We start from the raw sequence: 16,688 nt of genomic DNA, 5'->3' as shown, positions 1-16,688 counted from the left end.
CAGCCCTAGCGCACCTGCTGCAGGAAGTGGCTGTGCTTGCGGTACTGGGAGATCACGTCGCCGATGATCTGCTCCTTGGTGTAGCCCATGACGTCGTAGTGCTGACTGCCCTCGAGCAGATGGACCTCCGCGCCGAAGTAATGCCTTGGCCCGTCGCCCTTGCGCTCCCGCGTCTCGGCCAGCGTGTAGGAAGGGGCGGTGTAGGTCTGCGGCCGCACCGCGTAGAGGAACTCCCGCTCCTCGCCGTGGCGGACGGCCAGCGCCGCCTCGTCGTCATCGACGGTCACCTCGACGTCGTAACCGGCTTCCCGGAGCTCTTCGGCCACCTCCATGAGCGCCGGATGGATCGTCGTACGCAGGAAGCGCGCCACCTGCTCGCGCTTCGGCATGCGGATGATCGAGCGCAGGTGCTGACGCCACGGAATCGCGGCCTCGCGGATCTGGATGCCGACGGACATGTCCTGGCTGATCTGTCGCATCCGCTCGAGCCTGAGGCTCTGCAGCAGGCCGTAACACACCACCAGCATGATGAACGTGAACGGCAGGGCCGCCGTGATGGAGGCCGTCTGCAGGGCCGTGAGTCCGCCGGCCAGCAGCAGGGCCGCCGCCACCACGCCCTCGAGCAGGGCCCAGAATGTCCGCTGCCAGACCGGATTGTCGTCGGAGCCTCCGGACGTGATGATGTCGATCACCAGCGAGCCGGAGTCCGACGAGGTCACGAAGAACGTCACCACGAGCACGGTGGCGATCAGCGAGGCGATCAGCGAAAACGGGAAGTATTCGAAGAACCGGAACAGCGCCGTGGGCAGATTCTCCTGCACGGCGGCACTGAGCGCGCCGGAGGCCGCCCCGAGATCGAGTTCCATCGCCGAATTACCGAAGAAGCTCAGCCAGATGAAGGTGAAGCCGACCGGCACGAACAGCACGCCGACGACAAATTCACGGATGGTGCGCCCCCGCGAGACCCGCGCGATGAACATGCCGACGAAGGGCGACCAGGCGATCCACCATGACCAGTAGAACAGCGTCCACCCGCCGATCCACTCATTGGGTTCGTACGCGTAGAGCGTGAAGGTCTTGTTCACCACTTCACTGAGATAGGCGCCGGTGTTCTGCACCGCCACCGTCAGCAGGAACGCCGTGGGGCCGGCAACGAGCACGAAGACGAGCAGAATCAGCGCGAGCAGGAGGTTCCATTCGCTGAGCCGCTTGATGCCGGCATCGAGGCCGGCGACGACCGACACCGTGGCCATCAGCGTGATCACGGTAATCAGGAGCATCTGCACCGGGACACTCTCCGGCACGTCGAACAGGTAGGCCAGGCCCGCGTTGACCTGCAGCACGCCGAGGCCCAGCGATGTGGCCACGCCGAACATCGTGCCCAGCACGGCGAAGATATCGGCCGCATGGCCGATCGGGCCGTGGATCCGCTCGCCGATGAGCGGATACAGCGCGGAGCGCACGGTCAGCGGCAGGCTGTGCCGGAACGAGTAGTAGGCCAGCGCCAGCCCGATCACCGCATAGATGGCCCACGCGTGTATGCCCCAGTGGAAGAACGTGATCTTCATCGCCTCGCGCGCGGCTTCCACGGTGCCGCCGGCGCCGGTCGGCGGATTGGCGAAGTGGGTGACCGGCTCGGCCACGCCGAAGAACATCAGGCCGATGCCCATCCCCGCGCTGAACAGCATGGAGAACCACGAGCCGTAGCTGTAGTCAGGCTGCGAGTCGTCCGGGCCCAGCTTGATGCTACCGTAGCCGCTGAAGGCGATGCCGAGACAGAAGATCACGAACGTGGCGACCGCCAGCATGTAGAACCAGCCGAAGGTGTCGGTGATCCAGCCCTGGATGGCGGAGAAGACCGTGTTCGCCGTCTGCGGCCAGATCGCGCTGAACAGGACGAAGACGAGTATGAGGCCGGCCGCACCGATGAAAACCGGCGGGTTCAGACGGACGCGGACCTTGCTCTGGTCCGAAGAGGTTTCAGAGACCATCAGAATTACAATGTTAACCCAAAATGCCCCTCCACCTTCAATGACCAAACGCAGCGCGCCGCGCCTTGGAACGGTTAGAGTAGGGTTGTGGCGCCTGGTGCCACGATGCCGCGAGCGCGACACAAACTCCGGACAGGACGGTATCAGCCATGAACGAACGACGCAGGAACATCTTCGTATTCGGTCTCGACGACTTCCATCGCGCCGACCTCGAATCGCTGCCGCGGGCGGACGAGTTCTGCTTCCATCAGTTACTCACTTTCGAAGAGGCGACGCGGGCAGACCTGCACCCCACCGACGAGATGCTGCCGAAGGCGCAACGGATCCTCGAGGAGTTCGACGGTTCGGTCGACGCCGTCATCACCCACTGGGACTTTCCCAGCACGGTCATGACGCCGATACTCCGCAAGCGGCTGGATCAGCCCGGCCCGAGTGTGGAAGCCGCGCTGATATGCGAGCACAAGTACTGGTCGCGGGTGGAACAGAAGCGCGTGGCGCCGGACGTCGTGCCGCCCTTCGCGGCGGTGAATCCGTTCGCCGACGACCCGCTGTCCGATCTCCACCTCGACTTCCCCTTCTGGCTGAAGCCCGTCACCGCTCATTCGTCCAACCTGGGCTTCCTCATCGACGACCGCAAGGACTTCGAGAAGGCGCTGCCGAAGATCCGCAAGAACATCCACCTGTTCGGCGAGCCGGTGAATCACCTCATGGGGTTCGCGGACATACCGGGGGAGATCGAGGGCATCGACGGTTACCACTGCATCGCCGAGGGGATCATCTCGAAGGGTCGTCAGTGCACGCTGGAAGGCTACCGTTACCGGGGCGAGTTCGAGATCTACGGCGTCGTGGACACCATCCGCGACCGGCACGTGCAGAGCGTGCTGTCACGCTACCAGTATCCCTCCTCCGTCCCCCGCGACACGCAGGAGCGGATGAAGGAGATCACCACCGAGATCCTGGACGGCTTCGGTTATGACGACGCACCGTTCAACGCGGAATTCTACTGGGACCGGGACAGCGACGACCTGGCGCTGCTCGAGATCAACGGCCGCATCTCCCAGTCGCACTGCCCGCTGTTCGCGCTGGTGGACGGTGCCTCGCACCAGCAGGTGGTGATCGACCTGGCCCTCGGCGAGCGGCCGCGGCCGCCCCACCGGGAGGGCAATCACAAGGTCGCCGCCAAGTTCATGATGCGCGTCTTCGAGGACGGCGTCGTCGCCCATGCGCCGGGGCCGGGCGACGAGAAGCTGCTGGAGGAGCGGTTCCCCGAGGCACGCTTCGAGTGCCACGTCAGCGACGGGCAGTCGCTGGAGGAACTCCCATTCCAGGACAGCTACAGCTACAACATCGCGGATGTCTACCTGGGCGGCGAGGACCAGCACGAGCTGCTGGAGAAATACGACGAGACCAAGCAGCTCATACCGCTGGAGATCCTGCGCCGCCCCGAAATCGTCTGACGGGCCGCCCTACTGGACCGTCTTCGTGGCAGGGGCGGAGTAGTCGCTCTCCACGCCCGACGTGTTGTAGGACGTCGCCACGAACTCGTAGGTATCCGGCACCAGGTTCTCGATCACATAGGTAGTCACGCCCGGATTGTCGATGGTCACCGAGTTCGGATAACTGCCGGACGTCGTGCCCCAGTAGATGCGGTATCCGGCCAGATCCGTCAGCGCCGTTCCGTCCGTGTTCTCCGTGGGCGGCGACCAGCTCAGCGTGACCGAGCCCATGGCGATGGCCTCGACGGTGATCGAGAACGCGCCGAGGGACGCGGATTCCTGACCGTCGCTGACGCTGATGACGATGTCGGCATAGGTGCCCACGTCGCCGGCCTGGGGCGTGCCGGACAGGCGCCCGGTGCCGGTATCGAACGCGGCCCAGGACGGCTTGTTCGTGACGGAGAAGCTGAGGCTGTCGCCGTCCGGGTCGCTGGCAGCCGGCGTGAAACTGTACTGACTGCCTTCCGTCACCGCCGTCGCCGGGCTGCCGGAGATCGTGGGTGCCGAGTTGGTGGCCACGGCCTGCACGGTGATCGTGAAGGCCGGCAGCGAGGCCGAGTCCTGGCCGTCGCTCACGCTGATCACGATATTGCCGTAGGTGCCTCGGTCGCCGCTGGCCGGCGTGCCCGCGAGGCGGCCCGTCGACGTGTCGAAGGACGCCCAGGACGGCATGTTCGCGATATCGAAGACGAGTGCGTCGCCGTCGGCATCGCTGGCGCTCGGCGTGAACTCGTAGGCCGCCCCCTCGTCCACCGACGTGGCGGGGCTGCCGGAGATGACGGGCGCGCTGTTGCTCGCCACCGCACGCACCTCGATCGCGAACGGCCCCAGTGCGGCCTGCGCCTCTCCGTCCGTGACGGCAATGGTGATGTCCGCGTAGACACCGGCGTCGCCCGCTGCAGGCGTGCCGAAGAGCCGGCCGCTGGCGGTATCGAAACTGGCCCACGCCGGCATGTTCACGATATCGAAGCTGAGCGTATCGCCGTCCGCATCGCTGGCGCTCGGCGTGAAGCTGTAGGATGCGCCTTCGCTGACCGATGCGGGCGGGCTGCCGCCGATGGTCGGCGCGGTGTTGGTCACCAGTTGCCGCACCTCCACCGCGAACGGACCCAGCGTGGCGGTCGCCTCCCCGTCGCTGACGGTGATGGTGATGTCCGCATAAGAGCCCGCGTCGCCGGCGCCGGGCGTCCCGAATAGCTCGCCGGTGCCGGCGTCGAAACTCGCCCACGCGGGACGGTTGGCGATCTCGAAAATGAGGGCATCACCGTCCGGATCCGACACGGTCGGCGCGAAACTGTAGCGCTCGCCTTCCGTAACGACCGTCGGCGGGTCGCCACTGATCGTCGGCGGGCTGTTCGTCGACGGCGTGTCGCCGTCGTTCCGTGTGGTGCCGTTCACGGTATCCAGCTCGTCCTGGCTGCCGTCGGCCACGGCGATGATCGTGTTGTCGAGCAACTCCACCGACTCACGGGGCACGATGCCCTCGATCTGTTTCGGCGAGATGCCGGGGTCGAGGCCGGAGAGCACCGCCTCGAGATCGTCGAATTCCGGCGCGGGCATCACGGCCTTGGCCGCCGCCAGGCCGATCCGGACCTGCTCCAGCGCCGCGGCGCTCACGGGCACCTCCGTCGTGGTGGCGCCCGCGGCATTGGGCATCACCTGGCGGATGGAATCGTCCATCGGTCCCATGGCGTCGACGCCGTTGACCTGCAGGCGGTTGGCGATCGCCTCCAGCAACGTCTGCGTCGCGGCCACCGTCGCCACGGCAGCGATGCGCGCATCCGCCTTCGCGCCGCCGGCGCCGTCGAGCTTGCCGTCCGTGAGATCCGAGGCGATCGCGGCCACGACGGCGTCGCCGTCCACCTGGCGGCCCACGGCGATGAGCGAGTCCCGGGTGCGTCGGATAGTCTCGCCCAGCGTCTCGGAAGCCTTCACCATCTCCGCGATGGTGGCGGCGTCTATGGCCTGGGTCATGACCGGTTCTCCGGTCAGAGTGACGAGACCGCTGTTCAGCTTCGTCGTCACGCGGTTCAGCGCGATGGCGAGGTTCTCTTTCGTCAGACCGCCCGGCAGTTCGGCTGCGAGTTCCGCCGCGAGCGTGCTGAACGGGTTCAGGTTCGACACGGTCTTCTTGCCCGGCTCCAGCGCCACGCTCTTCAGCACGAAGTCCGGCACCAGGCCGGTGACCAGATCGGTGCCGCCCCGTGCGTCGATGGAAAGCGGATAGTGTTTGCCCTTAGTGCGCACGGTGATGTTGTAGCCCGCGCTGGCATCGCTGTTCATGCTGCCGAGATCGGTACCGTCGGCGGCAACGATGCGCACCGTCGCACCGACGATGGGCCCGTCACCCACGCTACCCGACAGTTCGTGATCACGCAGGATCTCGCCGGTGGCACCGCCGGGGTCGTTCGCGATCGGCTGCTCCGCCACTTCCTCTTCCATGAGACAGCCGCTCAGCGCGAGCGACATCACGGGAAGAATCAGCAGCCTGTTCAATATTGCTGGCGCGGAATATGGGCGCATAACGGCACTCCTGCCTGTGTCGGGCGGGCTCTCCGATCGGAAGACGCAGCTTCAGGCTGCGGGCTAATGTCGAATCGAAACGCTGCCGGGGGTCGGCGAACGGACGCTCTTGTTGTTGGGACGCCGGCATGAGGCCGGTGAGCGCCCTGTTCCTGTTGGCAACCCCGCTGTCTTAGGCTCTCGCCCGTAGACCGGTGGCTTTGCGTCCCGACCTTTCGATCGGTTTGCCATTTTCAACTAACTCGATTCTCTGTCGTCAGCAGACCTCGGTGTTCGAGACTGTCTGTTGAGGACGGACTCTAGCACCGATTATGTGGAGCGCAACATGTCTCAAATCGCCGACACGCAGATACCGAAAAGCACTGCGGCGGACCGCGATGAGTTATGTCGTGTGCGGTCGTGCGCGTGGGCTACGCAACGCGGCGGGACGTCGGAATTTGCCATAACCAGAAAAGAAAGGCCCCGCACGCTGGCGGGGCCTTTGCCTTGCGGAATCGCGCAGCGATCCTACTTCATGGTGATCTCGCGCATGAGGTAGGCACCGGTGATCTCACGCATCGCCGGATAATTCTGTACGAGTTGCTCGGAGCGCTTCTCCTGCTCCTCGCTCCACTTCGCCATGAACGCCTCATAGCGTTCCTTGGAAGGCGCGAGCGCCGCCGTATCGGCGAACTTGATCACGAGCAGCAGATTGAAATCCCCGCTCTCGGCAAGCTGGCTCGCGTAGATGGCATAGTCCTCGATGTGGCCGAGTTCCTTGGCGAGAGTGTTGGCTGCCACCCAGGTGTCCCGGATCCCTTCGAGGTAGGTATCCATCATGTTCGGCTTCACCTTGATCGCCGAGATCTGATAGACGGAGTCGCTGATGTCGTAGTCTTTCCAGGGCTCCAGCTCGGCCATCGCCGTCGAGGAAAAAGCGAGCACGATAGCCGCAACCGTTAGTCTCAATGTACGCATGATTCTCTCTCTTGATACTTCGTTGTTGTCGTTGTCGTCCGGTCCGCGACGGCAGGCCGGAGCGCCGAGAATAACACGGTTGGAAAAAACGGCGGCGGCGGAAGTGGCCGCCAGATGATCCGCTAGATGGTCCGCAGGCTGTCCCGCGTGCGCAGCCGTGCGTCGCGTCGCACCTGCGCCGAACGGTAGCGGCGTTTCTCGTCGTCGGTCTCCGGCAGGACGTCCGGCACCGCCGTGGGACGGCCGGTCTCGTCGAGACCCACGAAGGTCAGGTAGGCGGATACCACGTGTCGGACCTCGCCGCTGCGGCTGTTCTCGGCCACCACCCGCACGCCGATCTCCATCGAGGTATTCCAGGCGCGATTGACGGAGGCCTTCACCACCAGCGTCTCGCCGGTGCGTGCGGGAGAGAGGAAGTTGAGGCTGTCCACCGCGGCGGTGACGCAGGTATTGCCGCTGTGGCGCTCCGCCACGATGAGGGCCGTGCGGTCGCACAGGGCCATCACCAGGCCGCCGAACACGGTCTGCTCCGAATTCAGGTCGTTGGGAAAAATCTTGTAGACATTCTGCTCGACGGCGGAATGCGAGGGCGCTCGACCGGGTATGCTCATGGCCCCTCCTGCTTGGATCTGTCCAGTGCCAGCACGACGAGACGCCGCATTATCCGTTGTCCGACACCCTCGGGCGACCCCAGATCCAGCCGTTCCAGGTGATCCTCGTACCGGCGATAGCCGCCGGGGCGTAGCGCCGCGAGCGCCACACGCAGCCGATCCGGCAGCCGCGCGGTGGCGCCCTCGAGCCAGGTGAGCGCCCCGGCGAGATCCTGCTCGACGGTCGTCAGGTCGGTGCCATGGGGATACGGCGGGAAATGGGGCGCCACGTCCTGAGCGCCGAACACCGCTTCGAGTGCCTCCGGCGTATTGCGCCGCGCATCCGCGGAAACGGCGTGATCGGCCGGTACCTTGCCGGCCGCTCTGGCAGATTCCAGCAACTCGTCCTGAAACGCGGAATCCGCGATGTCCAGCATCCCCGCGACCACCTCCCGATCGGGTCGGCCGCGGGTCGCGGCGATCCCGTATTCGCTGACGAAGACGTCCCGGTAATGGCGCGGCACCGTCGCATGGGAGTAGGACCAGCGGATGTTCGACTGCGGCCTGCCGTCGTGCAGGCGGCGCGCGCGCAGCATGAGGACGGAGAGTCCGTCGGGCAGCGCCTGGGCCATGCTGACGAAGTCGAACTGCCCCCCTACGCCGCTCACCACCCGGCCGCCCTCGAGCCCGTCGGATACGGCGGCCCCCAGCAGGGTGGCCATCATGGTCTCGTTGACGAAGCGGGCGTCCCGGCGCTGGCGGCGCTTGCGTTCCTCGTCGCCGTACAGCGTGTTCACCCGGGAGATGCTGGTCATGTTCACGAGCCGGCGGCGTTCCTCCGGCAACCGCCGCAGTGCCTCGTAGAATGCCGATGAGCCGATGAAGAAACCGCCATGCAGGACGGTCTCGTCCCCGGCATCGGCCGGCCGCCGCAGAATGTCCCGCTCGAACAGCGAGAACAGGGCGTCGCTGATGAGTTCGCTGGAACCGTACAGCCCCTCGCGGAACGGTGCCGTCTCGATCGGCAGCACGGCGCGCCGGGGCGATGCGCTGCCGCCGGGCAGCCGCTCGAGCACGGCGCGGAAAAGCGCCGGCTGCTCGTTGCGCAGCGCCAGGCAATGAGCCACCGCATCGCTCAGCGAGCCGATGCCGAGCTGGATGGTGCCGCCGTCCGGCACGAGGCTCGCCACGTGCATCCCGGTGGCGTAATCGGCCGCCCCGACGGCCCGATTCGGCAGCCCGAACAGCGGGAACTCCCATTCCGGCGCATCCAGAACGAAGTCGAATACGTCCGCCGACACCTCCGCGTCGCCGGTCATGTACGGCAGCTGCCGGTTAACCTGCGCGACCATCGTCAGCTCACGGCCGGCCGCCTTCGCCTCGCGGAAGGCCGGCAGGAGATCCAGCGAGATCTCCGGATTGCAGCTCAGGCTGTAGCGGCCGGCGCTCTCCTCGCGCGCCGAAACCAGCTGCCCCACCACGTTCACGCCGAGGCGCATCAGCTCCGTGACGACCTGGCTGTAGTTTATGCTGGTGTATGACTGCTGTGCGGACGGGGTACCCAGATACGCCCCCGGCCGGAAGTAGAACTCCCGCACCTCGATGTTCGGCGGCAACGTGCCGGCGCGGATCGCCTGCGCATAGCGCAACGAGGGCCAGCCCGCGTACAGCCGCTCGACCAGCGGCGCCAGGAAACGCTGCTCCAGATCGCCGTGCGCCCGCGGGACCTCCAGCGTCAACGCGGTGAAGATCGTGAGCCGGATCGACGAATCCGACGCCGCTCGCTCGTACAGGGCGTTGGCGACGTGGACCGCCTTGCCCAACCCGACCGGCAGCCCCAGCACGATGTGGCGGCCCACCCGCGCGATGATCGCGTCCGCGAGCGCCGCCGGGTCCTGCCAGACGGCGCTCACGGGCGGCACCGCGGACGGCGGCCCGCGCAGCGGCGCGGGCGACGACGATGACAACGACGATGACGAGGGTGCTGATGTCGCATAATGGTCCGCATCGGTCCGGTATCCTGTTGCGAACAATACCTGCACGCGCCAGTCAAACACATGCGGGTCACCCGAAACCCGCCGGAGGTATCGATGCAATCGCGCCCGAGCCGCATCACAAGCGCCGAGAACGCCGTTCCGGGCCGCCCCGGCATGGCAGCCCTGGCAGTTCTGGCCGTCCTTGCCGCCGCTGCCGCGCTGCCGGCTGCGGCCGAAGTGCCTCCGATCGCGCGCGAGGCGTTCGCCAACATGCCCCGGGTGACCGGAGAATGGGCGTTCACGCGCACCCGCGAGGACAACGACGGCACCCGGGTAGAACGATTCGATCCGGCCGCGGAGCCGAAATGGCAGCTGGTGTCCGTGGACGACCGCGAGCCCACGGAGGCCGAGTTCCGCGACTACGCCGAGGAAGTCGAGCGGCGCCTCGCCCGCGAGGAGGGACGGCCCGGCGACAACGACTTCGACGGCCTGGCGGCGGAGGATGGCTGGGAGCTGCTCGAGGAAGACGACCAGCGGGTCACGTGGCGCTTCCGCCCGGCGGCGGGCGCGACGGACCGGGAAGACATGGCGAAGCACCTGCGGGGCGAGATGACCATCCTGAAGTCGGTCCCTTACGTCGAGTCCTTCCGCCTCTACAGCGACGAGCCGTTCCGCGCCAAAGTCATCGCGAAGATCGAGCGGTTCAACACGCGAATCGAGATGATACGACTGGACCGCCGGGCCTACATGCCCGCACGGGTCACCACCGAGGTGCGAGGCAGCGCCGCATTCGGCCTGAAGAGCATCGAGCGCGACATCCTGCTGACCTACGCGGATTTCCGCTACGCCGGACCCCGCAGCGCGGACGAGAAGGCCAGCTCGGCCGCCGCCGGCGCCGGGCACTGACGCTGGCGTCGGCGGCCGCGCGGCGCTAGCCTGCCCGACAGGCACAGCGGGAGCGCAGTGATGGCGAAAGATCTGTTCGACCTGAGCGGCAAGGTGGTACTCGTCACCGGCGGCAACGGGGGAATCGGCCTGGGCATGGCGGAGGGCTGCGCCCGCCAGGGCGCCGACGTGGTGATCTGGGGGCGCAACGAGGGCAAGAACGCCTCGGCCGCGGAACGCCTGTCCGCCGCCGGCGTCCGTGTGCTGACCGACGTGATCGACGTCGCCGACGAGACCGCCGTGGCCGCCGGCGTGCGACGGATCACCGAACAACTGGGCCGGCTGGACGCCGCCATCGCCAACGCCGGCATGGGCATCCCGCGGCGCGACCTGTTCGAGATAACGGCCGCGGACTTCGAGCGCATCGAGGCGGTCAACGTGCACGGCGTCTTCTTCACGCTGCGCGAGGCCGCCCGGCACATGGTGGCGCGCTCGCAGGCCGGCGAGCCGGGCGGCTCGCTGGTGGCCATCGCCTCCACCGCCGCCATCCACGGTGCCGCGCGCAACGAGCACTACGGCGCCACCAAGGGGGCCGTAGTCTCGATGGTGCGGGCCATGGCGGTCGAACTCGCGGCGCACCGGATCCGCGCGAACACGATCTGCCCGGGCTGGGTGCGCAGCGAACTCACGGCAGACGCCCAGCAGTGGGACCGGTTCAACGAGAAGGTGATATCGCGGGTGCCGATGAAGGGCTGGGGCGACCCGGAGGACTTCGCCGGCATCGCGGCCTATCTGGCCAGCGACGCCTCCGCCTTCCACACCGGAGACACCATCGTGCTTGACGGCGGCTACACCGTCTTCTGAGGCACCGGGGTCAGCGCGAGCCGTTGTTCTCGACGATGCCGTCCAGCAGCTTCTTCGCCCGCAGGAACTGATCCCGCGCCTTGCCAAGGTAGAGCATCACCTCGTCCACGTAGTTGTCCGCCGAAGCCGACCACACCCGGTTGAGGTAGCGCTCGCCCGCGGCGAACTCGCTCATGACGTCTGCATAGACCTGCAGCCCGTAGAGATGGGACAGGCTGTGGCGGGCGTCGACGAAACGGATCAGGTCGTCGCGGAACAGCCGGTCGATCTCGAAGCGCATGCTGTGCGGCGGTATCGAGTCCCGGTCGCCGTACAGCTGCTCCAGGTTGGCGCAGATCCCGGTCAGGCTCTCGGTCAGGTCGCGGCGGTTGCCCTCCAGCACGTGATCCGCCGTCGCCCCGGCCCGGGTGGCCCGCTTGACCATCACCACGCCGGCGGCCCCCGCCAGCGCGGCCGGCAGGAACCAGGCCCATTCGGTCGTATCGGCATCCGTGGACGCGAAATAGGCGCCGAACAGGAATCCGGCCGCGAGCAACAGGTAACCCAGCCGCGTCATGCCGCTGCCACCACGTAGTAGATGGCGAAGCCGACGCCCACCAGCGCCTCGCCGACGATGAGTCCGGCCGCGATCGGGATGCCGGTATCCTCGCTCCAGCGCTGGCCGAGTTTGCGGTCCGACGCCAGCCGCAGCAGCGTGCCCAGCGCGTAGGTCAGCACGATGTTGAACGGCAGGTAGAAGCCGAGGCCCACGGTGATGCCGAGCCCGCCCTGCAGCGCCGAGAGGATGGCGCCCAGCGCCGCGCCGGCCACGTATTTCTGCACGGGCACGTCGCCGCCGAGGATGCCCTCCACCGTGCTGGCCAGCGCCTGCGCCTGGGGCGCGGGCAGCTTCTCGCTGCCGAGGCCGTAGGCGTTGTCCAGGACGAAGATCAGCACGATCACGACCAGCGGGCCCAGCCAGGCGCCGATGAACTGGCCCATCTGCTGCATCCGCGGAGTCGCGCCCACCAGGTAACCCGTCTTCAGGTCCAGCATCAGGTCGGTCGCCTGGGACATGGCCACGCAGGTGGCCGCGCCGACCATGATGGCGGCGACGATCGCGTCCGCCCGGTCCAGGCCGCTGGTCGCGACGATCAGCAGCGTAATGCCGATCAGCGTCATGCCCGACAGCGGCGACCAGTTGGTGCGCCCGATGGCCTCCGACAGGATGACGCCCGCCATCCAGATCCACACCGTGCCGAGCAGCGCCATCAGCAGGCCCCGGCCGAGCCCGACGGCCTCCGTGGAGGACACGGCGATAACTGCGAGCAGCAGCGCCGCACCCGCGATGGCGCCGTAGAGCAGTTTGATCGGCATCTCGTCGCCGGACACCGCGGACTCGACCTTGGCGGCGCTCTGCATGGAACGCACCGCCGAGCGGATCAGCGGGAACGCCAGTACCACGCCCATGACCGCGCCGCCGATCAGCATGCCGATACCGATGGGCCGGAACAGCGCGGAGCGCAGGAAGCCCGGGTCCGTGATGGTCTGCCCGGTGGCGGGGTCGACCGGCAGCTGGCCGTTGGCGGCCAGCATCGGCGCGATGAACCACCAGGTCACGAAGCCGCCGATGATGAAGGCGACGCCGCCCTTGCCCGCGATGAAGGCGACGCCCACGGTCAGCAACGACAGGTACCAGACCCCGTTCATGTATTCCGGCATGCCCAGGCGGGAGCCGAGGTCCCAGTCGGAGACGCCGGTCAGCTGAGTGGCGAAATGCACGGCCGCGCTCACGGCGGCGGCGCCCAGCAGGATCGCCGCCTTGCGCACGCCGGCGCCCGGGGACTTCAGGATGGTGGCCACCGCCACGCCGCCGGGATAGGTCAGGCGCTCGAAATCGATCATCTGCTTCCTGAGCGGGATGATGAAGGCGATGCCGAGGTAGGCGCCGGCGATGCAGCCGAAGGTGAGGATGTAGGGGTTGAAGTCGCCGCCGTGACCGAGGATGAAGATCGCCGGCACGGAGAACATCATGCCGGAGGAAGCGCCGTTCACCGCGCTGGCCACCGTCTGGGCGATGTTGTTCTCGATGATGCTGCGCCGGCGCAGCAGGCCGCGCAGGATGCCGAAGCCGAGGATGGCGGCGAGTTCCGAGCCCTCGATGGAGAAGCCGAGGATGAGCGCCGCGTAGCCGATGGAGATGGCGATGATGACGCCGAGGAACCAGCCGACGATCACCGCCGGCCAGGAGAGCTCCGGATAAGCGCCCTGCATGGGCACCGGTCCCGCGGCATTGTTCATGGCCATCGCTCCTCTGCGGGGTCCGCTGTCAGGCCTCTGCCGGACCCCGGTCGGGGCGGAGTCTATCATGGCTCATGCGCGGCTCATGCGCGGCTCCTCCGCGGCTCGCGCGCGGACCGGGTCTCAGGGCAGTCAGGGCAGCAGGGGCTCGATGCGCTCCGCGGCCAGGCCGCTCTCCAGCACCTCCGCGAATTCGTCTCCCAGCCTCTCGCTCTCGGCCACCGCCCTCTTCCAGTGACGCTCTCGGGTGGCCGGATCGTAGCGGCGAAAATCGTGGCGGTCCGGGATGCGCCCGCCCGGCAGGCCCGCGACGAAATCGTCGGAGGGCGCCATCAGCAGCACCCGGTCCATGTGCTCCCGCGCGGGGCGGCGCCAGGAGAGGCGCTTGTCGAACCAGCCCGGGATGACGTGGGGATAGAAATGGGCATAGAGCGCGATGCCGTCGACCGCGGACAGCGGCAGGTCGAGGTGATAGTCGATGATGCCGCCGTCGCGATAGACACCGGGCACGCCGCCGGGGATATCGCGCATGCCCTCGATCACCAGCGGAATGGCCCCGCTCGCCAGGATCGCCGGTGCCAGGTTCTGCTCGGTGAGCGCGTGCACCCGCAGCGGGAAATCGTCGGCGTGCAGGAACGGCGCCTCCGCTCGGGGATCGCTGAACAGCGCGCGGCTGAAGAACGCCCGCAGGCTGCGGCGGCTCAGCAGGTTGCCGGCGGCGGCCAGCGCCAGGCCCGCCGTCAGCATCGCGCCGCGCTCCGAGGCCGCCGGCCCGTGGGCTCGGGCGGTCATCACGTGGGTGCGCAGCACCGGATGGGAGAGTATCTCCTGCGGCCCGCGGGGCCCCAGCGCATGACCGAGTATCTCCCGGCTCTTCGCCGTGATCTCCGCCCGGTCCGGCCGTTCGCTGTAGTGCTGGTAGATGTAGCCGTCACGCAGGCGGTCGATGGCCGCCAGCGGATCCGACTGGGCGTAGCAGGCGAAACGCCAGGTGCCTATGGAGGAGCCGATGAGATGCACGGCGCCCCGCAGGCGCGGCAGCAGCTCGCGCATGATGACCCGGTCCAGTCCGTACAGAACCAGCCATTTTGCGCCGCCGGAGGCACCGGCCAGCAGACGGATGCGCTCCGGGTCGAGGCCGTGCTCGCGGATCTCGGCCAGCGCGCCCGGGCCGGCCAGGAATCGCAGCGCGCGCCCCGCCAAGAGACCGTTCCTGCCCCGGCGCGCGGCCCGTCAGCCCGCGGCGCGCAGGTCCTCGTATTCGGGATGACGCTCGAGCCACGCGGCCACGTAGGAGCAGGCCGGCACGACGCCGTGGCCGTGTTCCCGGGCGTAGTCCATGCCCGTGCGCACCAGCCGGCCCGCGATGCCGCGGCCGCCGATCGCCTCCGGCACCTGCGTGCTGGTGAAATGCATCACGTCGCCGTCCATCCGGTAATCGGCGTACGCGAGATGGCCGTCCACTTCGGTCTCGAAACGGCGTTCGGCCGTGTTGTGGATGACCTCGACCTCCGGTCTGCTGTCGGCGTTACTGTCTTCCATCGGTTCCTCGCTCAGTCGAAGGGGTGCCTCAGTACGATGGTCTGTTCCCGGTCTGCACCGGTGGAGATGATGTCGATGGTCGTGCCCACGATCGCCTCGATGCGCGCGAGATAACTGCGGGCATTCGCGGGCAGCGCGTCGTAGTCGGTGATGCCCACCGTGGACTCCGTCCAGCCGGGCATGTCCTCGTAGACGGGCTCGATGTCGGCATACCGGTCCACCGCGACCGGCGGGGTGTCGATGGTGTCGTCGCCGATGCGGTAACCGGTGCAGACGCGGATGGTCTCCATGCCGTCCAGCACGTCCAGCTTGGTGACGCACAGGCCCGCCACACTGTTGTTGACGATGGAGCGCTTCAGGGCCACGGCATCGAACCAGCCTACCCGGCGCGGGCGCCCCGTCGTGGCGCCGAACTCCGCGCCCACCTTCGCCATGCGCTCGCCCTGGTCGTCGAACAACTCGGTGGGGAACGGCCCCGCCCCCACCCGGGTGGTGTAGGCCTTCACGATGCCCAGCACGTAGTCGATGGAGCGCGGGCCGATGCCGGTGCCTGTGCTGGCTGCGGCCGCCACCGTGTTCGAGGAAGTAACGAACGGGTAGGTCCCGTGGTCGATGTCGAGCATGGCGCCCTGGGCGCCCTCGAACAGGACGCTCTCGCCGGCCTCGGTGAGCTCCTGCAGGATGCGGGTCACGTCGGCGGTGAGGGGCGCGATGGTCTCGGCGAGCTCGAGCGCCCGATCCAGCGTCTCGGTGAAGTCCACCGTCGTCGCGTTGAAATAGTGCTTCAGCACGAAGTTGTGGTAGTCCAGCACCTCGCCGAGTCGCGAGGCGAACTGCTCGCGCATGTAGAGATCGGAGACCCGCAGCGCACGGCGCGCCACCTTGTCCTCGTAGGCGGGGCCGATGCCCCGGCCGGTGGTGCCGATGGCCGCCGCGCCACGCGCCTTTTCCCGCGCCCGGTCCAGCGCCACGTGGGACGGCAGTATCAGGGGGCAGGAAGGGCTGATACGCAGACGCTCGTAGACCGGCACGCCACGCTCGATCAGGGCGTCGGCCTCCTCCACCAGCGCATCCATGGACAGCACCACGCCGTTGCCGATCAGGCACTGGACCCCTTCCCTGAGGATGCCGGAAGGAATCAGGTGCAGCACGGTCTTCTCGGCGCCGATCACGAGCGTGTGGCCGGCATTGTGGCCGCCCTGGAAGCGCGCGACGGCCGCGACCCGGTCGGTCAGCAGATCGACGATCTTGCCCTTGCCCTCGTCGCCCCACTGGGTGCCGATGACGACTACGTTTCTGCCCATGATGTTCGTTGTCCCCGGTTGTGAGGCCTATTCAGTAGCGTACGAAGTACAGCAGCACAAGCCCGGCGACCATGCTGACCAGCCCTATCCGGCGGATACTGCCGTCGTCGAGTTCGGCGATGGCAACCAGCGCCTCGCGCCAGCGGCGCGGGCTGGCGAAAGGCAGCAGCCCCTCGAGCACGAGATACAGGGCGAATGCCGCCCAGAGATCACTCCATTGCATGCGGCGTCTCCGTTCGGGCGCTCACCGGCTCTGCCCGGATACAGCGGCAACGGCGGC

14 protein-coding genes and 1 riboswitch are annotated in these 16,688 nt (G+C 67.5%); of the genes, 3 read left to right on the top strand and 11 right to left on the bottom strand.

Annotated elements, in window-relative coordinates; genetic code table 11:
* Window positions 1–5: 5 nt before the first annotated feature.
* Entirely contained in the window at window positions 6–1,991 is a 1,986-nt protein-coding gene (locus tag ACJMK0_RS15135; RefSeq protein WP_405239469.1) for a BCCT family transporter, read from the bottom strand.
* 149 nt (window positions 1,992–2,140) lie between these two features.
* On the opposite strand from ACJMK0_RS15135, the gene ACJMK0_RS15130 reads away from it, so the two are divergent.
* Window positions 2,141–3,448, top strand: a complete 1,308-nt coding sequence (locus tag ACJMK0_RS15130) for an ATP-grasp domain-containing protein (protein ID WP_405239468.1) — start codon at window positions 2,141–2,143, stop codon at window positions 3,446–3,448.
* A gap of 9 nt (window positions 3,449–3,457) precedes the next feature.
* Here the strand turns inward: ACJMK0_RS15130 and ACJMK0_RS15125 are convergent, their stop codons facing one another.
* The 4 genes from ACJMK0_RS15125 to ACJMK0_RS15110 all read right to left on the bottom strand — a co-directional run bounded on the left by ACJMK0_RS15125 (window position 3,458) and on the right by ACJMK0_RS15110 (window position 9,470).
* Window positions 3,458–6,010, bottom strand: coding sequence for a putative Ig domain-containing protein (locus ACJMK0_RS15125; protein ID WP_405239466.1), 2,553 nt, complete (start codon window positions 6,008–6,010; stop codon window positions 3,458–3,460).
* A 154-nt stretch (window positions 6,011–6,164) separates the two neighbouring features.
* Window positions 6,165–6,249, bottom strand: a riboswitch (cyclic di-GMP riboswitch).
* 268 nt (window positions 6,250–6,517) lie between these two features.
* Window positions 6,518–6,967 carry a hypothetical protein gene (locus tag ACJMK0_RS15120; RefSeq protein WP_405239464.1) on the bottom strand — a complete coding sequence of 150 codons (450 nt, stop codon included), beginning with the start codon at window positions 6,965–6,967 and terminating at the stop codon, window positions 6,518–6,520.
* A 122-nt stretch (window positions 6,968–7,089) separates the two neighbouring features.
* Window positions 7,090–7,578 (bottom strand): acyl-CoA thioesterase, encoded by a 489-nt coding sequence (locus ACJMK0_RS15115; protein WP_405239462.1) that lies wholly within the window; start codon window positions 7,576–7,578, stop codon window positions 7,090–7,092.
* Window positions 7,575–9,470 (bottom strand): acetyl-CoA hydrolase/transferase C-terminal domain-containing protein, encoded by a 1,896-nt coding sequence (locus ACJMK0_RS15110; RefSeq protein ID WP_405239460.1) that lies wholly within the window; start codon window positions 9,468–9,470, stop codon window positions 7,575–7,577. The genes ACJMK0_RS15115 and ACJMK0_RS15110 overlap by 4 nt, the downstream gene beginning before the upstream one ends.
* Before the next feature lie 237 nt (window positions 9,471–9,707).
* Here ACJMK0_RS15110 and ACJMK0_RS15105 point away from each other — a divergent pair, with 237 nt between their 5' ends.
* Window positions 9,708–10,439 (top strand): hypothetical protein, encoded by a 732-nt coding sequence (locus ACJMK0_RS15105; RefSeq protein WP_405239458.1) that lies wholly within the window; start codon window positions 9,708–9,710, stop codon window positions 10,437–10,439.
* Window positions 10,440–10,499: 60 nt separating this feature from the next.
* Window positions 10,500–11,282 (top strand): SDR family NAD(P)-dependent oxidoreductase, encoded by a 783-nt coding sequence (locus tag ACJMK0_RS15100; RefSeq protein WP_405239456.1) that lies wholly within the window; start codon window positions 10,500–10,502, stop codon window positions 11,280–11,282.
* A 10-nt stretch (window positions 11,283–11,292) separates the two neighbouring features.
* Here ACJMK0_RS15100 and ACJMK0_RS15095 read toward each other — a convergent pair whose 3' ends face one another.
* From ACJMK0_RS15095 to ACJMK0_RS15070, 6 genes are all read right to left on the bottom strand, one after another.
* A complete protein-coding gene (locus tag ACJMK0_RS15095) occupies window positions 11,293–11,838 on the bottom strand; it encodes a hypothetical protein (RefSeq protein ID WP_405239454.1) in 546 nt (181 codons plus the stop codon).
* The gene (locus ACJMK0_RS15090; protein WP_405239452.1) at window positions 11,835–13,562 is read right to left on the bottom strand and encodes an OPT family oligopeptide transporter; all 1,728 of its coding nucleotides are present in this window, start codon (window positions 13,560–13,562) and stop codon (window positions 11,835–11,837) included. The genes ACJMK0_RS15095 and ACJMK0_RS15090 overlap by 4 nt, the downstream gene beginning before the upstream one ends.
* A gap of 132 nt (window positions 13,563–13,694) precedes the next feature.
* Window positions 13,695–14,765: a patatin-like phospholipase family protein gene (locus tag ACJMK0_RS15085; RefSeq protein WP_405239450.1), complete on the bottom strand. Its 1,071-nt coding sequence runs from the start codon at window positions 14,763–14,765 to the stop codon at window positions 13,695–13,697.
* A gap of 30 nt (window positions 14,766–14,795) precedes the next feature.
* On the bottom strand, window positions 14,796–15,104 hold the full coding sequence (locus tag ACJMK0_RS15080; protein ID WP_405239449.1) for a GNAT family N-acetyltransferase: 309 nt from the start codon (window positions 15,102–15,104) through the stop codon (window positions 14,796–14,798).
* 11 nt (window positions 15,105–15,115) lie between these two features.
* Window positions 15,116–16,408, bottom strand: a complete 1,293-nt coding sequence (locus tag ACJMK0_RS15075; protein WP_405239447.1) for an adenylosuccinate synthase — start codon at window positions 16,406–16,408, stop codon at window positions 15,116–15,118.
* 31 nt (window positions 16,409–16,439) lie between these two features.
* A complete protein-coding gene (locus ACJMK0_RS15070; RefSeq protein WP_405233568.1) occupies window positions 16,440–16,631 on the bottom strand; it encodes a DUF2065 domain-containing protein in 192 nt (63 codons plus the stop codon).
* Window positions 16,632–16,688: the final 57 nt, after the last annotated feature.

The sequence above is a fragment of the Lentisalinibacter orientalis genome (genome assembly GCF_040706535.1).
In the GTDB taxonomy this organism is placed as follows: Bacteria; Pseudomonadota; Gammaproteobacteria; order Steroidobacterales; family Woeseiaceae; genus Lentisalinibacter; species Lentisalinibacter orientalis.
This window is presented reverse-complemented; position numbering and strand designations above follow the sequence as displayed.

Coding starts and splice junctions, on each gene's coding strand:
- ACJMK0_RS15135 (WP_405239469.1), bottom strand. CDS start 1,991: ATGGTCTCTGAAACCTCTTCGGACCAGAGCAAGGTCCGCGTCCGTCTG.
- ACJMK0_RS15130 (WP_405239468.1), top strand. CDS start 2,141: ATGAACGAACGACGCAGGAACATCTTCGTATTCGGTCTCGACGACTTC.
- ACJMK0_RS15125 (WP_405239466.1), bottom strand. CDS start 6,010: ATGCGCCCATATTCCGCGCCAGCAATATTGAACAGGCTGCTGATTCTT.
- ACJMK0_RS15120 (WP_405239464.1), bottom strand. CDS start 6,967: ATGCGTACATTGAGACTAACGGTTGCGGCTATCGTGCTCGCTTTTTCC.
- ACJMK0_RS15115 (WP_405239462.1), bottom strand. CDS start 7,578: ATGAGCATACCCGGTCGAGCGCCCTCGCATTCCGCCGTCGAGCAGAAT.
- ACJMK0_RS15105 (WP_405239458.1), top strand. CDS start 9,708: ATGGCAGCCCTGGCAGTTCTGGCCGTCCTTGCCGCCGCTGCCGCGCTG.
- ACJMK0_RS15100 (WP_405239456.1), top strand. CDS start 10,500: ATGGCGAAAGATCTGTTCGACCTGAGCGGCAAGGTGGTACTCGTCACC.
- ACJMK0_RS15095 (WP_405239454.1), bottom strand. CDS start 11,838: ATGACGCGGCTGGGTTACCTGTTGCTCGCGGCCGGATTCCTGTTCGGC.
- ACJMK0_RS15090 (WP_405239452.1), bottom strand. CDS start 13,562: ATGAACAATGCCGCGGGACCGGTGCCCATGCAGGGCGCTTATCCGGAG.
- ACJMK0_RS15080 (WP_405239449.1), bottom strand. CDS start 15,104: ATGGAAGACAGTAACGCCGACAGCAGACCGGAGGTCGAGGTCATCCAC.
- ACJMK0_RS15075 (WP_405239447.1), bottom strand. CDS start 16,408: ATGGGCAGAAACGTAGTCGTCATCGGCACCCAGTGGGGCGACGAGGGC.
- ACJMK0_RS15070 (WP_405233568.1), bottom strand. CDS start 16,631: ATGCAATGGAGTGATCTCTGGGCGGCATTCGCCCTGTATCTCGTGCTC.